General features: G+C 57.3%; 17 protein-coding genes. 9 read left to right on the top strand and 8 right to left on the bottom strand.

Annotated features, from left to right (window positions below):
• Positions 1-182 precede the first annotated feature (182 nt).
• The 3 genes from tal to ampH all read left to right on the top strand — a co-directional run bounded on the left by tal (position 183) and on the right by ampH (position 4,611).
• Positions 183-1,133: a transaldolase gene (gene tal / locus ACXKZD_RS05265; protein ID WP_010259954.1), complete on the top strand. Its 951-nt coding sequence runs from the start codon at positions 183-185 to the stop codon at positions 1,131-1,133.
• A 57-nt stretch (positions 1,134-1,190) separates the two neighbouring features.
• On the top strand, positions 1,191-3,191 hold the full coding sequence (gene tkt / locus ACXKZD_RS05260) for a transketolase (RefSeq protein ID WP_191919995.1): 2,001 nt from the start codon (positions 1,191-1,193) through the stop codon (positions 3,189-3,191).
• 256 nt (positions 3,192-3,447) lie between these two features.
• A complete protein-coding gene (gene ampH, locus ACXKZD_RS05255; protein ID WP_010259962.1) occupies positions 3,448-4,611 on the top strand; it encodes a D-alanyl-D-alanine-carboxypeptidase/endopeptidase AmpH in 1,164 nt (387 codons plus the stop codon).
• Here ampH and ACXKZD_RS05250 read toward each other — a convergent pair.
• From ACXKZD_RS05250 to ACXKZD_RS05235, 4 genes are all read right to left on the bottom strand, one after another.
• Complete coding sequence (locus tag ACXKZD_RS05250; RefSeq protein WP_010259965.1) at positions 4,608-5,681, bottom strand: DUF1176 domain-containing protein; 1,074 nt, start codon at positions 5,679-5,681, stop codon at positions 4,608-4,610. The two genes, ampH and ACXKZD_RS05250, sit on opposite strands and share 4 nt — an antisense overlap.
• 189 nt (positions 5,682-5,870) lie before the next feature.
• Entirely contained in the window at positions 5,871-6,449 is a 579-nt protein-coding gene (gene nudK, locus ACXKZD_RS05245; RefSeq protein WP_031592577.1) for a GDP-mannose pyrophosphatase NudK, read from the bottom strand.
• A 142-nt stretch (positions 6,450-6,591) separates the two neighbouring features.
• Complete coding sequence (gene ansP / locus ACXKZD_RS05240; RefSeq protein ID WP_010259970.1) at positions 6,592-8,088, bottom strand: L-asparagine permease; 1,497 nt, start codon at positions 8,086-8,088, stop codon at positions 6,592-6,594.
• 278 nt (positions 8,089-8,366) lie between these two features.
• Positions 8,367-8,639 carry a YdgH/BhsA/McbA family protein gene (locus tag ACXKZD_RS05235; RefSeq protein ID WP_010259972.1) on the bottom strand — a complete coding sequence of 91 codons (273 nt, stop codon included), beginning with the start codon at positions 8,637-8,639 and terminating at the stop codon, positions 8,367-8,369.
• A gap of 254 nt (positions 8,640-8,893) precedes the next feature.
• On the opposite strand from ACXKZD_RS05235, the gene narQ reads away from it, so the two are divergent.
• The 3 genes from narQ to acrD all read left to right on the top strand — a co-directional run bounded on the left by narQ (position 8,894) and on the right by acrD (position 14,633).
• Entirely contained in the window at positions 8,894-10,582 is a 1,689-nt protein-coding gene (gene narQ, locus ACXKZD_RS05230; RefSeq protein WP_488981915.1) for a nitrate/nitrite two-component system sensor histidine kinase NarQ, read from the top strand.
• 137 nt (positions 10,583-10,719) lie between these two features.
• Positions 10,720-11,349 (top strand): response regulator, encoded by a 630-nt coding sequence (locus tag ACXKZD_RS05225; protein ID WP_033758590.1) that lies wholly within the window; start codon positions 10,720-10,722, stop codon positions 11,347-11,349.
• A gap of 167 nt (positions 11,350-11,516) precedes the next feature.
• A complete protein-coding gene (gene acrD / locus ACXKZD_RS05220) occupies positions 11,517-14,633 on the top strand; it encodes a multidrug efflux RND transporter permease AcrD (protein ID WP_010259979.1) in 3,117 nt (1,038 codons plus the stop codon).
• A gap of 105 nt (positions 14,634-14,738) precedes the next feature.
• Here acrD and ACXKZD_RS05215 read toward each other — a convergent pair whose 3' ends face one another.
• Positions 14,739-14,930, bottom strand: coding sequence for a hypothetical protein (locus tag ACXKZD_RS05215; protein WP_010259981.1), 192 nt, complete (start codon positions 14,928-14,930; stop codon positions 14,739-14,741).
• Positions 14,931-15,214: 284 nt separating this feature from the next.
• Between ACXKZD_RS05215 and ACXKZD_RS05210 the strand changes: the two genes are divergently transcribed.
• Genes ACXKZD_RS05210 through ACXKZD_RS05200 form a run of 3 tightly spaced genes read left to right on the top strand, consistent with a single transcriptional unit; the run spans position 15,215 to position 16,923 of the window.
• Positions 15,215-15,583 carry an ArsC family reductase gene (locus tag ACXKZD_RS05210; RefSeq protein ID WP_010671352.1) on the top strand — a complete coding sequence of 123 codons (369 nt, stop codon included), beginning with the start codon at positions 15,215-15,217 and terminating at the stop codon, positions 15,581-15,583.
• A gap of 1 nt (position 15,584) precedes the next feature.
• Entirely contained in the window at positions 15,585-16,712 is a 1,128-nt protein-coding gene (gene dapE, locus ACXKZD_RS05205; RefSeq protein WP_010671351.1) for a succinyl-diaminopimelate desuccinylase, read from the top strand.
• Between the two features lie 22 nt (positions 16,713-16,734).
• Positions 16,735-16,923, top strand: coding sequence for a YpfN family protein (locus ACXKZD_RS05200; RefSeq protein ID WP_003848800.1), 189 nt, complete (start codon positions 16,735-16,737; stop codon positions 16,921-16,923).
• 31 nt (positions 16,924-16,954) lie between these two features.
• Here ACXKZD_RS05200 and ypfH read toward each other — a convergent pair whose 3' ends face one another.
• The 3 genes from ypfH to ypfJ all read right to left on the bottom strand — a co-directional run bounded on the left by ypfH (position 16,955) and on the right by ypfJ (position 20,581).
• Positions 16,955-17,635, bottom strand: coding sequence for an esterase (gene ypfH / locus ACXKZD_RS05195; protein ID WP_010671350.1), 681 nt, complete (start codon positions 17,633-17,635; stop codon positions 16,955-16,957).
• A 73-nt stretch (positions 17,636-17,708) separates the two neighbouring features.
• Entirely contained in the window at positions 17,709-19,715 is a 2,007-nt protein-coding gene (locus ACXKZD_RS05190; RefSeq protein ID WP_488981914.1) for a tRNA(Met) cytidine acetyltransferase TmcA, read from the bottom strand.
• Positions 19,715-20,581 carry a KPN_02809 family neutral zinc metallopeptidase gene (gene ypfJ / locus ACXKZD_RS05185; RefSeq protein WP_488981913.1) on the bottom strand — a complete coding sequence of 289 codons (867 nt, stop codon included), beginning with the start codon at positions 20,579-20,581 and terminating at the stop codon, positions 19,715-19,717. The genes ACXKZD_RS05190 and ypfJ overlap by 1 nt, the downstream gene beginning before the upstream one ends.
• Positions 20,582-20,621: the final 40 nt, after the last annotated feature.

Here is a 20,621-nt window from a genome sequence, read left to right as displayed (position 1 = left end):
CGCATGACGGCTCCTTCGCACCGCCTCGCAGCGCAACAATCAGAGAAACCGCATGTTCATCAGAAACTCTCTGTTGCAATGTTATGGGTTCGCGTTCCCGGTAGCAGAACATGCCACAGACCGGCTGCGAGGCCTGAGGTGCCCCCTGTTCGCTTTCATTTTTCTTTTCAAGGAGTTTAGAGATGAACCAGCTAGAAGCCCTAAAACAGTTCACCACCGTGGTGGCGGACAGTGGTGATATCGAATCGATTCGTAATTACCATCCGGAAGACGCCACCACCAACCCCTCACTCATTCTGAAAGCGTCCGGTCTCGAAGGGTATAAGCACCTGATGGATGACGCGATTGAGTACGCCAAAAAACAGGGCGGCAGCAAAGAGACGCAGATTATCAACGCCAGCGACAAAGTGGCGATCAACCTTGGTATGGAAATCCTGAAAAGCATACCGGGCCGTGTTTCGACCGAAGTGGATGCGCGCCTCTCCTTCGATCGTGGCATGTGTGTGACCAAAGCAGAAAAACTGATTCGGATGTATGAAGAGCACGGTATCGATCGCTCACGCGTACTGATTAAGCTGGCCTCGACCTGGGAAGGCATCCGCGCAGCGGAAGAGCTGGAGAAAAACGGCATTCAGTGCAACCTGACACTGCTCTTCTCCTTTGCTCAGGCGCGTGCCTGTGCCGAAGCGGGCGTGTTCCTGATCTCCCCGTTCGTTGGACGCATCTACGACTGGTATAACTCGCGCAAACCCATGGACCCCTACGTGGCAGATGAAGATCCGGGCGTGAAATCCGTGCGTCGCATCTACGATTACTACAAAAAGCACCGTTACAGCACCATCATCATGGGCGCCAGCTTCCGTAAAGTGGAGCAGATTATCGCACTGGCAGGCTGCGACCGCCTGACCCTGTCACCTAATCTGCTGGAAGAGTTGCAGAACAGTGATGCGCCGCTTGAGCGCAAACTGGAGCCTTCAACTGAAGGTTTCCACCAGCCGTCGCCGCTCTCCGAGGCGGAGTTCCGTTGGGAACATAATCAGGATCCGATGGCAGTTGAAAAACTCTCTGACGGCATCCGCCAGTTCGCGGTTGACCAGCAGAAGCTGGAAGATGTGCTCGCCGCACGCCTGTAGTCTTTATTTTAGTCGGGCGGGACTTTCCCGCCCTGATGCATAACAAGGGAGAACTTTATGTCCTCACGCAGAGAGTTGGCAAACGCGATTCGTGCACTGAGCATGGATGCGGTACAGAAGGCAAATTCAGGCCACCCCGGTGCGCCAATGGGAATGGCCGATATCGCCGAAGTGTTGTGGCGCGACTTCCTCCAGCATAATCCGACCAACCCCGCCTGGCTTGATCGCGACCGCTTTATCCTCTCCAACGGCCACGGCTCGATGCTGCTTTATAGCCTGCTGCACCTGAGCGGTTATGACCTGCCGATTGAAGAGCTGAAAAATTTCCGTCAGCTGCACTCTAAAACGCCAGGTCACCCGGAAATCGGCTACACCCCAGGCGTTGAAACCACCACCGGCCCGCTGGGTCAGGGACTGGCTAACGCCGTGGGCTTAGCCATTGCAGAACGCACGCTGGCCGCGCAGTTTAACCGTCCGGATCATGAGATTGTCGATCACCACACCTATGTGTTTATGGGCGATGGCTGTCTGATGGAAGGCATCTCGCACGAAGTCTGTTCACTGGCGGGGACCCTGGGTCTCGGCAAACTGATCGGCTTCTATGACCATAACGGTATCTCGATCGATGGCGAGACCGAAGGCTGGTTTACTGACGACACCCATAAACGTTTTGAGTCCTACAACTGGCATGTGATTGGCGATATCGACGGCCATGACGCTGATGCCATTCGTGAGGCGATCAAAGAGGCGCAGAGCGTCACCGATAAGCCTTCACTGATTATCTGCCGCACCATTATCGGTTTCGGTTCGCCGAACAAAGCCGGTAAAGAGGAGTCGCACGGCGCGGCGCTGGGTGAGGCAGAAGTTGCCCTGACCCGCAAACAGCTCGGCTGGAACTATCCGGCGTTTGAGATCCCGGCTGAAATCTACCAGCAGTGGGATGCCAAAGCGGCGGGTGCTGAACGTGAAAAAGCCTGGGATGCAAAATTTGCGGCTTACAAAGAAGCCCATCCAGATCTGGCGAAAGAGTATGAGCGCCGGATGAATGGCGAAATGCCCGCCAACTGGGAAACCGAAGCGACCCGTTTCATTCAGGAGTTGCAGGCTAACCCGCAGAAAATCGCCAGCCGTAAAGCGTCACAAAACTCGCTGGAAGCCTATGGCAAAATGCTGCCGGAGTTCCTCGGCGGTTCTGCTGACCTGGCACCGAGTAACCTCACCATCTGGTCTGGTTCTAAATCGATCAAAGAGGATCCGGCCGGTAACTACATTCACTACGGCGTGCGTGAATTTGGTATGACGGCGATTGGTAACGGTATCGCGCACCATGGCGGTTTCGTTCCCTACACCGCAACCTTCCTGATGTTTGTCGAATATGCGCGTAACGCCGCGCGTATGGCTGCGCTGATGAAGGCACGACAGATTCTGGTCTACACCCATGACTCCATCGGTCTGGGCGAAGATGGCCCGACGCACCAGCCGGTAGAGCAGATCGCCAGCCTGCGTCTGACGCCAAACATGAGCGTATGGCGTCCGTGCGATCAGGTCGAAACGGCCGTAGCGTGGAAAGCCGCCGTCGAACGTCATCACGGCCCGACAGCGCTGATCCTCTCGCGTCAGAATCTGCTGCAGCCGGAACGTACCCCGGAGCAGATCGAAAACATCAAACGCGGCGGCTACGTGCTGAAGGATTGCGACGGCACACCAGAAGTGATTCTGATCGCGACCGGTTCAGAGATTGAGATCACCCTGGGTGCAGCGGATAAGCTCACTTCAGGCGGTCACAAAGTGCGGGTGGTTTCACTGCCTTCTACTGACCTGTTTGATGCGCAGGATGCCGCTTACCGCGAATCCGTACTGCCGAGCGGCGTGAAAGCGCGTGTGGCGGTAGAAGCGGGTATTGCTGACTACTGGTTCAAGTATGTCGGTCTGGACGGTGCGATTGTCGGTATGACCACCTTTGGTGAATCCGCCCCGGCCAGTCAGCTGTTCCCGGAGTTTGGCTTCACGGTTGAGAATATCGTCAGCCACGCTGAAGCATTACTCAAGCCAGTTTAATGCTTATGCCCTTCCCGGCTCACCGGGAAGGGCCATTTCCACTTATAGCCTGATACATAAAAAAAACTCTATTCCCCTCTTCCCGCCCTGCGCAAACTCATTACTATAGAGCCGTCATACTTAATGCTGCCTGTGCGCTGGCTGTCCGTCTGTTCCCGCTGTCGTTCTGCCGGGATAACGCGGTTCTGTCCTGATGCATCCCGATGAGTGAAGGCAGATTTCCTCCGATTTTATAGCGAAGCCACTTCCGTTGAACATGCGCACACCCTATTTACTGGCCCTGATGGTTTCACTGCTTCCATTAAAAAGCATGGCGCAGGTCGCGCCCGATCCGCTGCTGGCCTCTCAGATTGTTGATCGCTATGCGGAACATATCTTTTACGGCAGCGGTGCAACCGGCATGGCACTGGTAGCGATTGATGGCAATCAGCGGGTGTTCGCCAGCTTTGGTGAAACCCGTCCCGGCAACAATGTCCGTCCGCAGAAAGATTCGCTGATTCGCATCGCCTCGCTGAGTAAGCTGATGACCAGTGAAGTGATGGTGAAGCTGGCTGAGCGCGGACAGATCCGCCTCGACGATCCCCTGAGTAAATATGCGCCGCCGGGTTCACGCGTGCCCACCTACAATGGTCAGCCCATTCGCCTGATCAATCTCTCGACCCACACCAGCGGACTGCCTCGCGAACAGCCAGGCGGCAAAGCGCAGCGTCCGGTATTTGTCTGGCCGACCCGTGGTGAACGCTGGGCGTGGCTGTCGCGCGCTAACCTCAAAGCGGCACCGGGCAGCAGTGCCGCCTACTCTAACCTGGGCTACGATCTGCTGGGTGATGCACTGTCGCGCGCCACCGGCAAACCCTATCCGGCGCTGTTTCAGCAGCTGATTACCCGCCCGCTCGGCATGAAGGACACGACGTTTACGCCGTCGCCTGAGCAGTGCGGACGCCTGATGGTGGCGGAAAAAGGGGCCAGTCCGTGCAATAACACCCTGGCGGCGATTGGCAGCGGCGGCGTTTACTCCACGCCGGATGATATGGGCCGCTGGATGCAGCAGTTCCTTAACTCTTCGGTTAACCACCGCACGCCGCAGATCGATCGACTGCAGACGCTGATCTATCGTCGCGATCAGCTGAGCAAAGTAGAAGGCATGGATGTGCCAGGCAAAGCGGATGCGCTGGGGATGGGCTGGGTCTTTATGGGGCCGAAAAATGGTCGCCCTGGCATTATTCAGAAAACCGGCGGCGGCGGCGGTTTCATCACCTATATGGCGATGGTGCCGCAGCATAACGTGGGGGTATTTGTGGTGGTGACTCGCTCGCCGCTGACCCGCTTTACGCCAATGAGCGACGGCGTGAATAATATGCTGGCCGAACTGGTCGGTAATCAGCTTGGCTCACCGATGATGGTGCAGGCGATTCGTTAACGCTGCTGTACGCCACCGTCAGACTGGCTGACCCACAGGGTTGGCCAGTCATCACTGCTGTGCCAGGCATCACAGGTCGACTCTTCCGCATACTCCGCTAACACAAAACGCGTGCCATCAAACTGCCAGCGTGTGGCACTGCCGCAGTCACCCAATCCACGTCCTTTACCAAAGGTGTAGAGCTGGCCGCTGGCCGCATCATATTCGGCGTTAATCAGCTCAAGCTGTCGATCACTGGCACCTGGCGGGGTAAACGGCAGAGTTAAGGTGATGCCGCGCGCGACATACGGCTGGCTGCGCGTCACTTCAAACGCCAGATCGATCACGTTATAAGCCCCCATTTCACAACTCACCAGCAGCAGCGCGCGCTGATCGGTGAGTGGCGCCACGCTGACTTCACGGCGCAGTGGATCGAGTGAGCAGGAGTCGGTATTGACCCGCCAGGTGCCGTAATCAATTAATCCGCTGGTCTCATCGCGCGTCAATGCCGCGGGTGGCTCCACAGCAGGCGGCAGTGGCGGCAGCGCAGGCGGCGGCGGAACATCCCAGCTGGCGCGATCGCCACGTTTAACCCATGCGCTCATGCTGTTGACCCGCCCCTGGGTGTCATCCATCAGCAACAGCGCGGCCTTCATGCCGCGCAGGGAGATCAGCGCATTGGGATCGAAAGTGAGCTGAAGGGTTTTCGCCTCCATCACCAGATCAAGAAACTCATCAATTGCGATGGCATTGCTGGTGGCGAGATGATGCGGTTCAACCGTCCAGTGTTTGAGGTCGGGTTTCAGACGGCGCTGATCCAGTAGCAGGTTATCCTGAAGCGAACCGCCAGGCAGCGCGCCACTGTAGGCACTGCCGTAGTCGATTCGCAGCAAGGGGCGATCGTTGACGCCCGCATGCCGCGAAATCGTCATCACTAACCCTTTGTCGCCCGGAATATTGCGCGCCACGCAAAAGGCTTCATTGTTGCAGGTGATTTGCCAGTCGTTGAATGACTTTTGCAACGGTTCCGCCTGAACACAGGCAACCCACAGAGACGGCAACAGCCACAGCGATTTCATCCAATACGACATTAAGAAAATCGATCCCCGAATACCCAGAGTGGAGAGGATAGCGCATCAACGGGCCTGCCAGGGTTCCCATTCTGTGAACCTGTGCAAAAAGCGCAGTTAACTGCTTAAAAAGCGTGCATGAAAAGTGGATTATGCTTCACTTTCCACGCTCAACGCCGTCACGCTGCAACAGGCTAACTGCATGATTTTTTATGGTATCAGCCAGCCAGCAATCTGCGCATGCTGCAACAGCATGACGGTTTTGCCGTCGCGAATGCGGCCATCGGCGACCATTGCCAGTGCATCAGGGAAAGGCAGTTCCAGCACGTCGATCGACTCATCTTCAACGCCGCCGCCCGCATTGTCGCGCAGCGATTCATTATATTCCGCTGCGAAAAAGTGGATCAATTCAGTGACGCCGCCCGGCGACATATAGCAGGCATAGAGTTTCTCCACCTCGCCCACCGCATAACCGGTCTCTTCAATCGCCTCTTTGCGAATGCAATCTTCCGGAGAGTCGTCGTCCAGCAAGCCGGCACAGGCTTCAATTAACATGCCGCCCTCGTTACCGTTGACGTAAGTGGCGATACGGAACTGGCGCGTCAGGACCACGCTGTTCTTTTCGCGGTTATAGAGCAGGATGGTCGCCCCGTTTCCACGATCGTAGACTTCACGTTTATGGCGGATAACCTCGCCACGGCCATCGGTGATCTCATAGGTGTAGTTACGCAGCACAAACCAGTTTTCGGACAGGAGCTTATCTTTGATGATGTTGATCTTAAACGACATGAGGACTCCGCTACCGCATAAAGGGAGCCTTTCATCATAGGGGCAAGCTTGCGGGAAAACTATCTTAATTCTCGCGGTGAATGAGGCGGTTTACGCCAAAAAAAAGCCAGCCCGAAGGCTGGCCTGATTGCTGCAGCGCTTATCAGCGTGAGGTGTCGTCAGCCAGTCGGGTCGGCTGAGGCTCCTCTTCGTGATGATCCTGTTCGGTCTCAGCTATGGCGTGAACACGCTTACGCACGCCAAACCATCCCAGCACCAGCAGTACCGCGATCAGCGGAATGGAGGCGATGGTGTAAGTCCCGTTCGGGTAGTCAAACGCCATCAGCACCAGCACGCTGAACAGGAACAGCAGCGTCAGCCATGAGGTAAACGGCGCGCCTGGCAGCTTGAAGCTGACATCATCCGCCTTGCCCTCTTTAATCGCTTTGCGCAGACGCAGCTGACAAACCACGATAAAGGCCCAGGAGGAGATAATCCCCAGCGAGGCGACGTTCAGGACGATCTCAAACACCTGAGAAGGCACATAGTAGTTAAGCACCACACCAATCACATAGACGGCGATGGTCACCAGAATACCGGCATAAGGCACCTGCTGACCGTTCATCTTAGACATGAATTTCGGTGCAGAGCCACCCATCGACATGGAGCGCAGAATACGCCCGGTTGAGTAGAGGCCCGAGTTCAGGCTGGAGAGCGCGGCACTCAGCACCACGATATTCATGATGCTGCCAACGTAAGGCACGCCCAGCTTCGAGAAGAAGGTAACAAACGGACTCTGACCCGCCTGATAGGCGTTCCACGGCAGCAGCAGCACCAGCAGGACCACGGAGCCAACGTAGAACAGGCCGATACGCCAGATCACGCTGTTGATCGCTTTCGGCAGCATGGTTTTCGGGTCTTTACATTCTCCCGCCGCCGTACCTACCAGTTCGATAGAGGCAAAGGCGAACACCACACCCTGAATCAGCACCAGCGCAGGCAGTAAGCCGTGCGGGAACATGCCACCGTTATCGGTGATCAGATGGAAGCCCGTGCTGTTGCCATCCAGCGGTTTGCCGGTGCCAAGGAACACCACGCCCACCACCAGGAAGATCACAATCGCCAGCACTTTCACCAGCGCGAACCAGAACTCCATCTCGGCAAACCACTTTACGCCGATCATGTTCATGGTGCCGACAATCGCCAGCGCGCCCAGGGCGAAGACCCACTGTGGCACATCACCAAACGCGCCCCAGTAGTGCATGTAGAGCGCGACGGCGGTGATATCGACGATGCCGGTCATTGCCCAGTTGACGAAGTACATCCAGCCCGCCACGTAGGAGGCTTTCTCACCCAGGAATTCACGGGCGTAGGAGACGAAGCTGCCGCTGCTGGGACGGTGTAACACCAATTCGCCCAGCGCACGCAGAATAAAGAAGGAGAAGATGCCACACACCAGATAGATGATGGCTAAGGCGGGGCCAGCAGCCTGCAAACGGCCACCTGCGCCCAGGAACAAACCGGTACCGATGGCACCGCCGATCGCAATCATCTGTACGTGACGGTTACCCATCGCCTTCTGGTAGCCGGCGTCATGAGAGTTGAGCCAGCGTCGTTTCGCAGCGCGCATCTCGCCTGGGGTTTTGTTTTTAGATTTCATAGCATTCCTGTTTGTCCTGACTATCAGTCGTCGCCCCCATTTCAGGCGTAATGCCCTGTGAAATGGGGTATTTTCCTCTGTGCGTTTGCCTGTGAGTGAGTGCCAGACAGCGCGGGAATTTACGGCGATGAATCCTACCCGTTCTGCAAGAACGAAGCAAAATATACCGGGCAGATGCACAGGCTGATTTGTAAGAATCCATCCTGATGCACAAAAACAAAAAAACCGGCCATTTTCAGGCCGGTAAAAGCTACAGGGATGGAAACAGGAGGGTTGGGTTAGCGATAAATCTCTGCGGTGCCGCTCCACAGGCTGGAGTCGCCTGGGTTATCGACACCGATAACGCGGTAATGGCTGGCGCCCATCTCTTCCGCTTTTTGCGACAGCTGGCGATTCGCATCGTCCAGCGAGCCGCGAACGCCGGAGACCGAAACGCTACCGATGCTCTGCATACTCTGCGCCTGCGACTGATCGACCGGCGCGGCGGCGAAAGTGGCAAATGAGGCGGTAGCCAGTAATGCGCCCGCCAGGATAGCATTCAGCTTTTTCATTGGATGCTCCTTAATCTGTGATCGGGGTTGAGTTGATGACTGGATGAATTATTAGCGCTGCAATGAAAAGCAACATCGGGACGATGTAAACCTGTTCCTTTTTTAAGCGTTGAACAGCAGCACGTCCTGGGAACTGTCAGTTGCGGTCATTTTATGTGCGATGTGTAACGTCCTGTGCGATAAACAGGGAATGGATCATTTGCGTTACGTTAATGCGCTCTTATAATTCCCGCACTCTCAACAGGGCCATTCATGTGATTGTTAAACGTTCCGTAACTCAAAGCATCGCTCAGGCGCTCAGCGCCATTGTCCTGCTGTCGCTGCTCACCACCGGTCTGGCATTGGTCACGCTCCTGAGCAGCCAGCGCGACGCGGAGGCGATCAATCTGGCGGGTTCACTGCGCATGCAGAGCTATCGCATGGCCTGGGATGCCAGCCGTCAGCCGCAAAATCTGGCTCATCATCTGGCGCGCTATCAGCAAACGCTGGATGCCCCGGTGCTGCAGAAACTCGATCGGCCCTGGGTACCCCGTGAAGTAAGTGTTCGCTATCAACGGCTGCGTGCCGCCTGGCCCTCGCTGCAGCAACAGTTGCAACAGGGCGATACCGTGGCTTATCAGCAGCAGGTGCCGATCTACGTCGGTGAAATCGATCGCTTTGTGCTGGGTCTGCAGCGCTATACCGAGTTGAAAATGCATCTGGTGGCCGCCAGCAGCCTGGTGGGGGTCATTGCGATTGTGGCGCTGGCACTGATGACGATTCGCTTTACCCGACTGCAGGTGGTGCGCCCGCTTAATGCGCTGGTTACCGCCAGTCGCTATGTTGAGAGCGGTAACTTTGCTTTTCCGCCGCTGCACGTTGAGCAGCAGAATGAACTGCGGGTGCTGTCGCATGCCTTCAGCGGCATGGCGGCACGGCTGCATTCGCACTACCAGCTGCTGGAAAGCACGGTGCGCGCCAAAACAGAAGATTTAACCCAGGCTAATCGCACGCTGTCGCTACTCTATGACAGCTCACAAATGCTGACCGCCAGCCCGCTGCATCCGGCACTGTTTGAAGCTGTGTTAACCAATGTACTGACGCGCGAGAAACTGACGGCGATCCGGCTCGACAGCGACCAGTTTCAGTTTCGCGCCGGTGATGATCAGGCAGCCGGTCAGTGGCAACGTCTGCCGTTACAGCAGGACGAGCAGCAGATTGGCGAGCTGCGCTGGCAGACAGCTGGTGCCTCGCCTCCGGATGAACTGATGCGCAGCCTGGCGGCGATGCTGGGACGGGCTATCTGGATCTGGCAGGCACAGCAGCAGTATCAGCAGATGCTGCTGATTGAAGAGCGCACGACCATTGCCCGGGAATTACATGACTCGCTGGCGCAGTCGCTCTCATTTTTACGCATTCAGCTGACCCTGCTGCGCCGCGCCGTTGATAAAGACGATAGCGCCGCCCATACCATTATCGCGGACTTCGATCAGGCGCTGGCCGAGGCCTATCGTCAGCTGCGTGAGTTGCTGACCACTTTCCGTCTGACCATTGAGCAGGCGGATCTGGTGGCGGCCATGCAGGCGATGATCGCCTCGCTGCAGGAGAAGAGCAGCGCAGAGATACACTTTAACTATCAGACCGGCCTGCAGAGTCTGGAAGCACAACAGCAGGTGCATGTGTTGCAGATCGTCCGGGAGGCGCTGCTGAATGCGATTCGTCACGCCAGTGCGCAGGTTATCCGGGTGGATTATCATCACAGTGAAAAAGGTGAGCACTTACTGACAATTACCGATGATGGCGTGGGGATGAACAGCACTGAGGAACCGCCGGGCCATTACGGCCTGACTATTATGGCGGAGCGCGCTCAGCGCCTGAGCGGCCATCTGACCTTCCACGCACAGCCACGGGGTACCAGGGTGGAGTTGCGCTTTCCACCGCAACCGGCGCGCCCGCTGGAATAGCAGGCCAGACCTAATCTTAATTCATTAAAATAATCTATCGGTTTGCGACCGCGGGCTATTCGATACAAAACAGGGTGTTGTCCCTGAACAATACCGTCTGATCTGCCGCAGTCTGAAACCTATGAAACGGAGAAAATATGCAACAGCCCGCATTAACATTGATGATTGTGGATGACCATCCGCTTATGCGCCGCGGTGTCCGTCAGCTGCTGGCGCTGGATCCCCGGCTGGAGGTGATCGCCGAAGCCAGCAACGGCACTGAAGCGCTGGCGGAGGCCCGCCATCAGGAACCGGACATCATCCTGCTCGACCTGAATATGAAAGGCATGTCCGGACTGGATACGCTGAAGGCGCTGCGCCATGAAGGGATCAGTTCGCGCATTCTGGTGCTGACCGTTTCTGACGCCCGCAGCGATATTTTTGCCATGGTGGATGCCGGTGCTGACGGCTATCTGCTCAAGGACAGCGAGCCGGAGGTCCTGCTGGGGCATATCCTGCAGGCATCGCGGGGCGAAAAGGTCTTCAGCGAGGGCGTCACCCGCTATCTGGCTAATCGCCAGCACAGTGCCGATCCTCTGCGTCAGCTCACCGAGCGCGAACGGGATGTGCTGCAGGAGGTGGCGCGTGGCCTGTCGAATAAAGAGGTTGCCGCTATTCTGCATATCTCTGAAGAGACGGTAAAAGTGCACATTCGTAACCTGCTGCGGAAACTCGATGTCCGCTCACGCGTCGCCGCCACGGTGATGTGGCTTGAAAGCCGCAAATAGCCAACGAATTTACATTTTCTCCTCAATTTCTCCACGATTTCCCCCGCTGCCGCACGTAGAGTAAACGGCGGCGGAGAATCATGGCAAAGACCCGCCGATTTTCCTGCCAGAGCGCCCGTTGCTGGTGGGCCTGACCAACGATAAAAGTAGTGAGGAGTGTCGATTTAATGTCGAATTTCTTTATCGACCGCCCTATCTTTGCCTGGGTTCTGGCGATTCTGCTGTGCCTGTGTGGCACGCTTTCGATTATTTCGCTGCCTATTGAACAGTACCCCGATCTGGCACCGCCCAACGTGCGCATCACCGCTAACTATCCGGGCGCATCCGCCCAGACGCTGGAAAACACCGTTACCCAGGTGATCGAGCAGAACATGACCGGCATCGATAATCTGATGTACATGTCCTCTAACAGCAGCAACACCGGCCAGGCACAGATCACCCTCACCTTTACCGCCGGGACCAATCCCGATGAAGCCCGTCAGCAGGTACAGAACCAGCTGCAATCCGCACTGCGCAAATTGCCACAGGCGGTGCAGTCGCAGGGTGTGACCGTCAATAAAACCGGTGACAGTAATATTCTGATGGTGGCATTCGTTTCAACCGACGGCAGCATGGATAAGCAGGATATTTCAGACTATGTCGCCAGTAATATTCAGGATCCGCTAAGCCGTATTGATGGCGTCGGCCAGGTTGACGCTTACGGCTCGCAATATGCGATGCGTATCTGGCTCGATCCCAATAAACTGATCGCCTATTCGCTGACCACGGAAGATGTGGTCAGCGCGATCCAGTCGCAGAACACCCAGGTTGCCGTGGGTCAGGTGGGTGGCCTGCCGTCGGTAGAGAAACAGGCGCTTAACGCCACGGTCAACGCCCAGTCGATGCTGCAGACCCCTGAGCAGTTCCGGGCGATTACCCTGAAGAACAATCCCGATGGTTCGGTGGTGACGCTGGGCGATGTCGCCAGCGTGGCGCTGGGCGCTGAGAAGTATGATTATCTGAGTCGTTACAACGGCCAGCCCGCATCAGGCCTGGGGGTGAAGCTCGCGTCCGGTGCCAACGAGATGAACACCGATAAGCTGGTGCGGGCGCGCATTGAGGAGCTGTCCCACTACTTCCCGCACGGTCTGGAAGCAAAAATCGCCTATGAAACCTCCCCTTTCGTTAAAGCGTCAATCACCGATGTGGTGAAGACGTTGCTGGAGGCGATTGTGCTGGTATTTGGCGTGATGTACCTGTTTATGCAGAACTTCCGCGCCACCTTAATTCCTACTATTGCAGTGCCGGTGGTGCTGTTCGGCACCTTCAGCGTGCTCTATGCCTGCGGGTTCAGCATCAATACCCTGACCATGTTTGCCATGGTGCTGGCGATCGGGCTGCTGGTGGATGATGCCATCGTGGTGGTGGAAAACGTTGAACGTATCATGCATGAAGAGGGACTCTCGCCGCGTGCCGCCACCCGAAAATCGATGGGCCAGATTCAGGGCGCGCTGGTGGGTATCGCGCTGGTGCTCTCTGCGGTGTTTGTGCCGATGGCGTTTTTCGGCGGCACCGTCGGCGCCATTTACCGTCAGTTCTCAATTACCATTGTGTCGGCGATGGTGCTGTCGGTGCTGGTGGCGATGATCCTGACACCGGCGCTCTGTGCCACGCTGCTCAAACCCGTGGCGCAGGGCGAGCAGCCTGAGCGTCGCGGCTTCTTCGGCTGGTTCAATCGTCACTTTAATCGCAATGCTGACCGCTACGAGCGCGGGGTCGCGGGTATCCTGCGCAAGGGCGGTCGCTGGCTGCTGCTCTATCTCGGCATCATCGGCCTGATGGCCTTTCTGTTTCTGCGTCTGCCGACGTCGTTTCTGCCGCTGGAAGATCGCGGCGTATTCCTGACGCAGGTTCAGCTTCCGGCAGGCGCGACGCTTGAGCAAACTGCCAGCGTCGTCGCCAAAGTTGAAAACTATTATCTCACCGAGGAGAAGGCCAACGTGCTGTCGGTCTTCTCCACCATCGGCGCAGGTCCGGGCGGCAATGGACAAAACGTGGCGCGTCTGTTTGTGCGGCTTAAAGACTGGGAAGCGCGGCCCGGTGCCGATCGCACCTCGTTCGCGATTATCGAGCGCGCGACGAAGGCATTCCAGAAGATCAAAGAGGGTCGGGTGATTGCCAGCAGCCCGCCAGCCATCACCGGCATGGGCAGCAGCTCCGGCTTTGACCTGCAACTGCAGGATCACGCGGGCGTCGGTCATACCCAACTGATGGCGATGCGTGACAAACTGCTGGAGATGGCGGGCAATGACAACGCGCTGTCGCGGGTACGGCACAATGGACTGGATGACAGCCCGCAGCTGCAGATCGATGTTGATGCACGTAAAGCGCAGGCGCTGGGCGTGTCGCTGGATACCATCAACGACACTCTGACCACCGCGTGGGGTTCCAGCTACGTGAATGACTTCCTGGATCGTGGCCGGGTGAAGAAGGTCTATGTGCAGGCTGCCGCTGAATTCCGCATGCTGCCAGACGACATCAACAAATGGTACGTGCGCAACAGCAGCGGCAAAATGGTGCCCTTCTCCGCGTTTGCCACCAGCCGCTGGGAGACCGGTTCCCCGCGTCTTGAACGCTACAACGGCTATTCATCGCTGGAGATTGTCGGCGAAGCGGCCAGTGGCGTCAGCAGTGGCACGGCGATGGATGAGATGGAAAAACTGGTTAATGCCCTGCCGCTGGGCGTCGGATTCCAGTGGACCGGTGCCTCTTATCAGGAGCGGCTCTCCGGTTCGCAGGCCCCGGCACTTTATGCAATTTCGCTGCTGGTGGTCTTTCTCTGCCTGGCCGCGCTGTATGAAAGCTGGTCGATCCCGTTCTCGGTGATGCTGGTGGTGCCGCTGGGCGTGGTCGGCGCGCTAATCGCCACCTGGATGCGTGGGCTGGAAAATGACGTCTATTTCCAGGTTGGCCTGCTGACGGTAGTGGGGTTATCCGCCAAAAACGCCATCCTGATTGTAGAATTTGCTAATGAGATCAACAGCCGTGGACGCGAGCTGGTGGAATCTACGCTGGAGGCATCGCGTCAGCGCCTGCGGCCGATTCTGATGACCTCACTGGCCTTTATCTTTGGTGTACTGCCCATGGCGATCAGCAGCGGTGCAGGCTCCGGCAGCCAGCATGCCGTAGGAACCGGTGTGATGGGCGGAATGATCTCTGCCACACTGCTGGCGATCTTTTTTGTGCCGCTGTTCTTTGTGCTGGTACGCCGCCGCTTCCCGCTCAAAGAGAAGCCGCTCGACTAAGTAGAGGCGCAAATAAAAAGCGGTCACTGATATCAGTGGCCGCCTTATTTCTGTGTGTGGTAAGAATTCCAGCAAGCGGGATTAACCTGCTTTTTTCTTCGCGCGTTACTTGTTGCGTAACATCGCTTCGATAAATTCTTTCCAGGTTCCCATTTCGGTGTCAATCATAATGCCCTCTCTTATTGTGCTGGCAATGTTACGCTCTTTTTTTATACAGGTGAATACGTTTACACCTGTTATATCTATCGGCATACGCCATAAAAACATGAATGTTGCTGGTTTTGCAAGCTGACGCACACTTCAGCAACTCCTTAACCCCGTTGAAAATAATTTATTTTAAACCCAGCGGTAGACTATTTTATCAACATGGCGAAATTCCTAAGCTCTTATTGATAAGCAGGGTAATGGTTAGCTGCGAAATTGATAGCGTTTACCCGATGCCGGACGATGACCTTGCTGCCGTGCTCTGTGGCCCGATTCCCGCGCCTGTGCAGATGCCGCAACGGATCACACTATGGTAAACTCGCACTTTGGCTGCTTTTTTCAGCTTTCACTTCTCACAGGACAATAAGGATCGGGCAATGAGCACGCAGTGGGTGATGTTCGGGATTAAAAATTGCGACACCATAAAAAAAGCCCGGCGCTTTTTAACAGACGCAGGCGTTGACTATCACTTCCACGACTACCGTGCGGATGGCCTGAACGATGCCCTGCTGCAGGAGTTTATCGATGCACTGGGTTATCAGGCTCTGCTTAACACCCGGGGCACCACCTGGCGTAAATTGCCTGAGAGTGATCGCGACGCGGTTACCGATGCCAGCAGCGCCAAAGCGCTGATGCTGGCGCATCCCGCCATGATTAAGCGTCCGCTGTTGCGCGCCCCGGATGGCTCCCTGCTCGCCGGTTTCAGCGAAGCCACCTATCAGAATGCTATCCAGGAGAAGTCATAATATGTTTTGCCCGGTCATTGAGCTGACGCAGCAGCTTATTCGTCGCCCCTCTCTCAGCCCCGATGATGCCGGATGTCAGGCTCTGCTGATCGCCCGTCTTGAAGCTATTGGCTTTAAGATTGAAACGATGAACATCGACGACACCCTGAATTTCTGGGCCACCCGTGGCGAAGGTGAAACGCTGGCATTTGCCGGTCACACCGATGTGGTGCCGCCTGGCGATGCCAGCCGCTGGATTAATCCGCCGTTTGAACCCACCATCCGCGACGGTATGCTGTTCGGTCGCGGCGCGGCCGACATGAAAGGATCGCTGGCGGCAATGGTGGTGGCTGCCGAACGTTTTGTTGCGGTGCGTCCCAATCACCGAGGGCGACTCGCCTTTATGATTACCTCTGATGAAGAGGCCAGCGGGGCCAACGGCACGGTTAAAGTGGTTGAGCGGCTGATGGCGCGCCGCGAACGGCTCGACTATTGCCTGGTCGGCGAGCCCTCCAGCACGGAAGTGGTGGGTGATGTGGTGAAAAATGGCCGTCGCGGCTCAATCACTGCTAACCTGATGGTGCATGGCGTGCAGGGCCACGTCGCCTATCCACATCTGGCGGATAACCCGGTTCACCGGGCGATGCCCGCGCTGAACGAGCTGGTCGCGACCGAGTGGGATCAGGGAAATGAGTTCTTTCCGGCGACCAGCATGCAGATTGCCAACGTCCAGGCGGGCACCGGCAGTAACAATGTGATCCCCGGCGAGCTGTTTGTGCAGTTTAACTTCCGCTTCAGCACCGAACTCACCGATGAGATGATTCGTCAGCGGGTCGCAGAGCTGCTGGATCGTCACCAGTTGCGTTACACCATTGAGTGGAAACTCTCTGGCCAGCCCTTCCTGACCACGCGCGGTAAGCTGGTTGATGCCGTCGTGAAAGCTGTAGCGCACTATAATGAAATTAAGCCACAGCTGCTGACCACGGGCGGAACCTCCGATGGCCGCTTTATTGCCCGGATGGGTGCACAGGTGGTGGAACTGGGGCCAGTGAATGCCACCATTCATAAAATCAATGAGTGTGTGAAAGCCTCCGACCTGCAGATGCTGAGCCGGATGTACCAACGCATCATGGAACAACTGATCGCCTGACGGCGGTTTTAAGGAGCAGCAAATGGAATTTATTAAAGATTACTGGTGGATCCTGGTGATCCTGCTGATGGTTGGCGTGCTGATGAACGTTTATAAAGATCTGAAACGCATCGATCATAAAAAATTTATGGATAACAAACCTGACCTGCCGCCGCATCGTGATTTCAACGATAAATGGGATGACGACGACAACTGGCCGAAGAAGAAGTAAACGAAAAAGCCCCTGCTATGCAGGGGCTTTTTTACATCATCACGATAACATCATCGTCACCCGGTTTTGCGCCGCTTAACGCCTCATCAAAGTAGCGTTTTGGCACCGTATAACGCAGATGATTCAGCGCCAGCTCCATGCTGCGGTGATCGATGGCGTGCTCCAGATCGTCAACGATATCCAGGGTAACGTCGCCACCGCAGGCGGTCAGCCGATGCTCCGCCTGCTGCGCATGGTGCAGCGGGACCTGCTCATCATAATCACCGTGGATCAGGTGGATGGTGGTGCGGGTGCTGGCCTTCTCCGGCAAGGTGATAAACCGGCCATTAAACACCACCGCGCGGCCCGCCAGATCCGGATGCGCCTTAACCCCTTCCAGCACCATACTGCCGCCCTGCGAAAAGCCGATTAACGCTGTCGCTTCCGGCCGCACACCGCTCTTTTTTTGCCAGTGACGCACAGACCCAACAAACTGCGGCATGGCCGCATCAACCCGCTGCTGGACGGTCTGATCGTGAAGGTCGGTTTCGCCGAACCACTGACGACTCGCACCAGGCGAGCCGACGGACACCACCAGCGCGTCGGGAAACGTTCGGGCAAACCAGTTGCCAATCTCACCCATTGAATCCGGGTTATCGCCAACGCCATGGTAGAGCAGAAACAGCTGTGCTGTGGTGGCAGGCTGTTGAACGATTACATATTTCAGTGTCATGTTGACCTCCTGTGTTCACTCTACGCCGCCTGGCATAAAATCATATGAGGATAATTTGAACCAGCTGGTCGAATTATTTCAACGGCAGGTGCAGCAAGGCTGCATCAACGCCCAGTGTCTGGAGGGCCGCTGCCGCCTGCTGACGCAGCGCTGCGACTAGCGCTTTGCGCCCGCTCACTCCCGCCTGCTGGGCCAGTTCGCCCAGGGCTGTGGGTGTGGCAACCGCCGCAGCCAGCAGCGGTAAAGAGGCTGAACTGGCCTGCACCAGACGCTGCAACACCGGCAGGCTCGCTTCCAGTGGCCGCTGCGCCCAGGCAAAACCCGCCGCCAGACGAATATCCTGCGCGGTCAATCCGTCGTCAGTAACCTGATCAAACTGCAGTTTCAGCGCGATATGCTGGCGCAACAGCGGCCAGTCTCGCGCCAGCTGTTCTGCCGCGCGGTGCTGCAATGCCTCACCCGCAGCAGAACAGGACAACATGGCCATCGCCGCGTAGCAGCCGCTGCTGGCTTCGCGCTGACTGCCAATCCGCACCAGGCTAAAGCCACAGGCGCGCCAGAACGCCCAGAGAGATTCAGTGTAGCCGAAGCTGACGGAGAGGTAGTCATATCCGGCTGCCGCTCTGGCCGCTGCCGCAACCAGCTGCTGTCCGGTTCCCAGACGACGCCGCTCCGCCGCCACGGCAATACGGCTGATGCGCAGCGAGCGCAATGTCGCCGCCTCAGCCAGACCGGCATGGGCTGCCAGCGACTGCGCCACCAGATTCCCGCGGGGTCGCCGGGTGCCCGCCCAGACCGCCTGTGCCAGTGCAGGTTCAAGACCGCCCTCTTCCACCAGCCAGAGCGCGCCCTGTAACGCCGACGCGTCGCCGGCCCACCACAGCTGCATGCCCGGGGCATCCAGCAGGCGGCGCAGATCAAGTGGTGAGGTACGATAGTGTGCACTGGTCAGCAGACGATACGCGGCCTCCAGCACGCTGAAATCGTGGCGCTCAACACGATGAGGCGTTACAGGAGAATCGTGTGCGGTCGCGGTCGCGGCGGCATCGTCAAACAGCAGCGCCCGGTTCAGCCACTGCTCCAGCGGATCGAAACGCGACCAGCGCAGCGGCTCATCGAGCGTAAAATAGTGTGCATCAGGAAGCCCGGCGCAGAATTTAAGGATAAACCCGCGCCCGCTTCCTTCGTAGCCCTGTACGGTGGTGGTGAGCAATACACGGGGATATCGACTGACCAGCGCCTGCAGCAGCGGTGCCGGGATCGCCGCCGCTTCATCCACAATCAGCCATTCCGCCTGCGGCGGCGTCTCCAGCGCCAGCAGCGCATCGGGTGCCATAAAGTAAAAAGCGTCAGCGGCGAAGGTGCTCAGCACCTCCGTTGAGGCTTTGGCCGGAGCCGTCACCAGACAATGTCCGTTCAATCGCGCCAGCATACCCGCCAGCGCCGATTTACCGCGTCCGCGGGGCGCGGTCAGCACGGCAACCCCCGATGGCAGCCTCATCAGCTGATCGAGTATCGCCTGCTGCTGCTGCGGTGCCTGACAGTGCCACTGCGGCCAGTCCGGCTGCGCCGGAAACCGGCATGGCTGATGCTGCCGCTCCAGCAGCACCTGGTCATCCGCTAATATCAGCTGTTGCAGGTGGTGAACAAAATAAGGGGTGGCGATGGGTTCAGCGACATCGGCCCAGCGCAGGCTGTCGCTGTCAGGCTGCTGCGCCCACTGTTCCCAGGGCGGCACCAGCAGTAACAGCCAGCTACCGGTGGTGAGCGTGCCAGCCAGCGCAGCGAAAGCGTCGGCATGAAAGCCCTGACGGGCGTCAAACAGAGCATGACGAAATTCACGGCCAAGCAGCGTGCGCACCGCAGCAGGCTGTTTGTGCAGGACCGGCGTTTTATACTGACCCGGCCCTTTATCCGAAGCAGAGAACAGCGGTTCCGGGCTCAACGCCAGCCAGTCGCCGGTCAGCGTTTCACGCCACGCCGCAGCCCGTAGTAAACACCAGGCCGGGTCGCCGCTGATCACCGCCAGACGACGCACACCGGCCTGCTGCATAAGCTGCGTAAGAGGCTGCAGACTCATCAGTTGCTGGCGAAGGTGTTGCACTGTCCTGGATTGCCACCATCAAACCCGCGCTTGAACCAGGTGTAGCGCTGCTCAGACGTGCCGTGGGTGAAGCTGTCCGGCACTACGCGGCCCTGACCTTTCTGCTGCAGGCGGTCATCGCCAATTGCCTCGGCGGCATTCAGCGCTTCCTGCAGATCGCCCGCTTCAAGGATATTTTCCTGCTGCATATAGTGTCCCCAGACACCGGCAAAACAGTCCGCCTGCAGTTCCATTTTGACGGAGAGCTGATTAACCTGCGTCTGGCTGGCACCCTGCTGCATTTCACGCACTTCCGGTTCAATACCCAGTAGTTTCTGGACATGGTGGCCAACTTCATGCGCGACGACGTAGCCCTGGGCGAAGTCACCGTCCGCGCCAAGTTTGGTTTTCATCTCGTCATAAAAAGAGAGGTCGATGTAGACGGTCTGATCGGCAGGACAGTAGAACGGCCCCATGACTGACTGTCCGGTACCACAGCCAGTGCGGGTTGCGCCGCGATACATCACCAGCTTCGGTGCCACATACTGTTTGTTCATCTGCTGGAACAGTTTGCCCCAGGTGTCTTCCGTGGTGGCCAGGATCACCTTCGTAAATTTCGCAGCCTCATCATCATTGGCGCTGACGCTGCGCTGTTGCTGCTGGCTGGTCGGTGCAACTTCGCCGCCTGTCAGCAGTGCGGTCAGGTCGTAACCGTAATAACCCGCGATGGCCACGACAATCAGCAGCACAATACCGCCTTTACCGCGCGGCAGACGAATCTGGCGGCGTCCGCCTAATGAACCGGACGACTGATCGCGACGGTCCTCTACATTGTCGCTTTCGCGACGCCCTTGCCAGCGCATGCTGTATTCCCTCAGTCATTTTTTCAGATGGCATGATTTT

The sequence above is a fragment of the Pantoea sp. ABR1s genome (genome assembly GCF_057812235.1).
This window is presented reverse-complemented; position numbering and strand designations above follow the sequence as displayed.

Bases quoted from the DNA above. Each gene is read 5' to 3' on its own strand.
- tal (WP_010259954.1), top strand. From the start codon at position 183: ATGAACCAGCTAGAAGCCCTAAAACAGTTCACCACCGTGGTGGCGGAC.
- tkt (WP_191919995.1), top strand. From the start codon at position 1,191: ATGTCCTCACGCAGAGAGTTGGCAAACGCGATTCGTGCACTGAGCATG.
- ampH (WP_010259962.1), top strand. From the start codon at position 3,448: ATGCGCACACCCTATTTACTGGCCCTGATGGTTTCACTGCTTCCATTA.
- ACXKZD_RS05250 (WP_010259965.1), bottom strand. From the start codon at position 5,681: ATGTCGTATTGGATGAAATCGCTGTGGCTGTTGCCGTCTCTGTGGGTT.
- nudK (WP_031592577.1), bottom strand. From the start codon at position 6,449: ATGTCGTTTAAGATCAACATCATCAAAGATAAGCTCCTGTCCGAAAAC.
- ansP (WP_010259970.1), bottom strand. From the start codon at position 8,088: ATGAAATCTAAAAACAAAACCCCAGGCGAGATGCGCGCTGCGAAACGA.
- ACXKZD_RS05235 (WP_010259972.1), bottom strand. From the start codon at position 8,639: ATGAAAAAGCTGAATGCTATCCTGGCGGGCGCATTACTGGCTACCGCC.
- ACXKZD_RS05225 (WP_033758590.1), top strand. From the start codon at position 10,720: ATGCAACAGCCCGCATTAACATTGATGATTGTGGATGACCATCCGCTT.
- acrD (WP_010259979.1), top strand. From the start codon at position 11,517: ATGTCGAATTTCTTTATCGACCGCCCTATCTTTGCCTGGGTTCTGGCG.
- ACXKZD_RS05210 (WP_010671352.1), top strand. From the start codon at position 15,215: ATGAGCACGCAGTGGGTGATGTTCGGGATTAAAAATTGCGACACCATA.
- dapE (WP_010671351.1), top strand. From the start codon at position 15,585: ATGTTTTGCCCGGTCATTGAGCTGACGCAGCAGCTTATTCGTCGCCCC.
- ACXKZD_RS05200 (WP_003848800.1), top strand. From the start codon at position 16,735: ATGGAATTTATTAAAGATTACTGGTGGATCCTGGTGATCCTGCTGATG.
- ypfH (WP_010671350.1), bottom strand. From the start codon at position 17,635: ATGACACTGAAATATGTAATCGTTCAACAGCCTGCCACCACAGCACAG.
- ACXKZD_RS05190 (WP_488981914.1), bottom strand. From the start codon at position 19,715: ATGAGTCTGCAGCCTCTTACGCAGCTTATGCAGCAGGCCGGTGTGCGT.
- ypfJ (WP_488981913.1), bottom strand. From the start codon at position 20,581: ATGCGCTGGCAAGGGCGTCGCGAAAGCGACAATGTAGAGGACCGTCGC.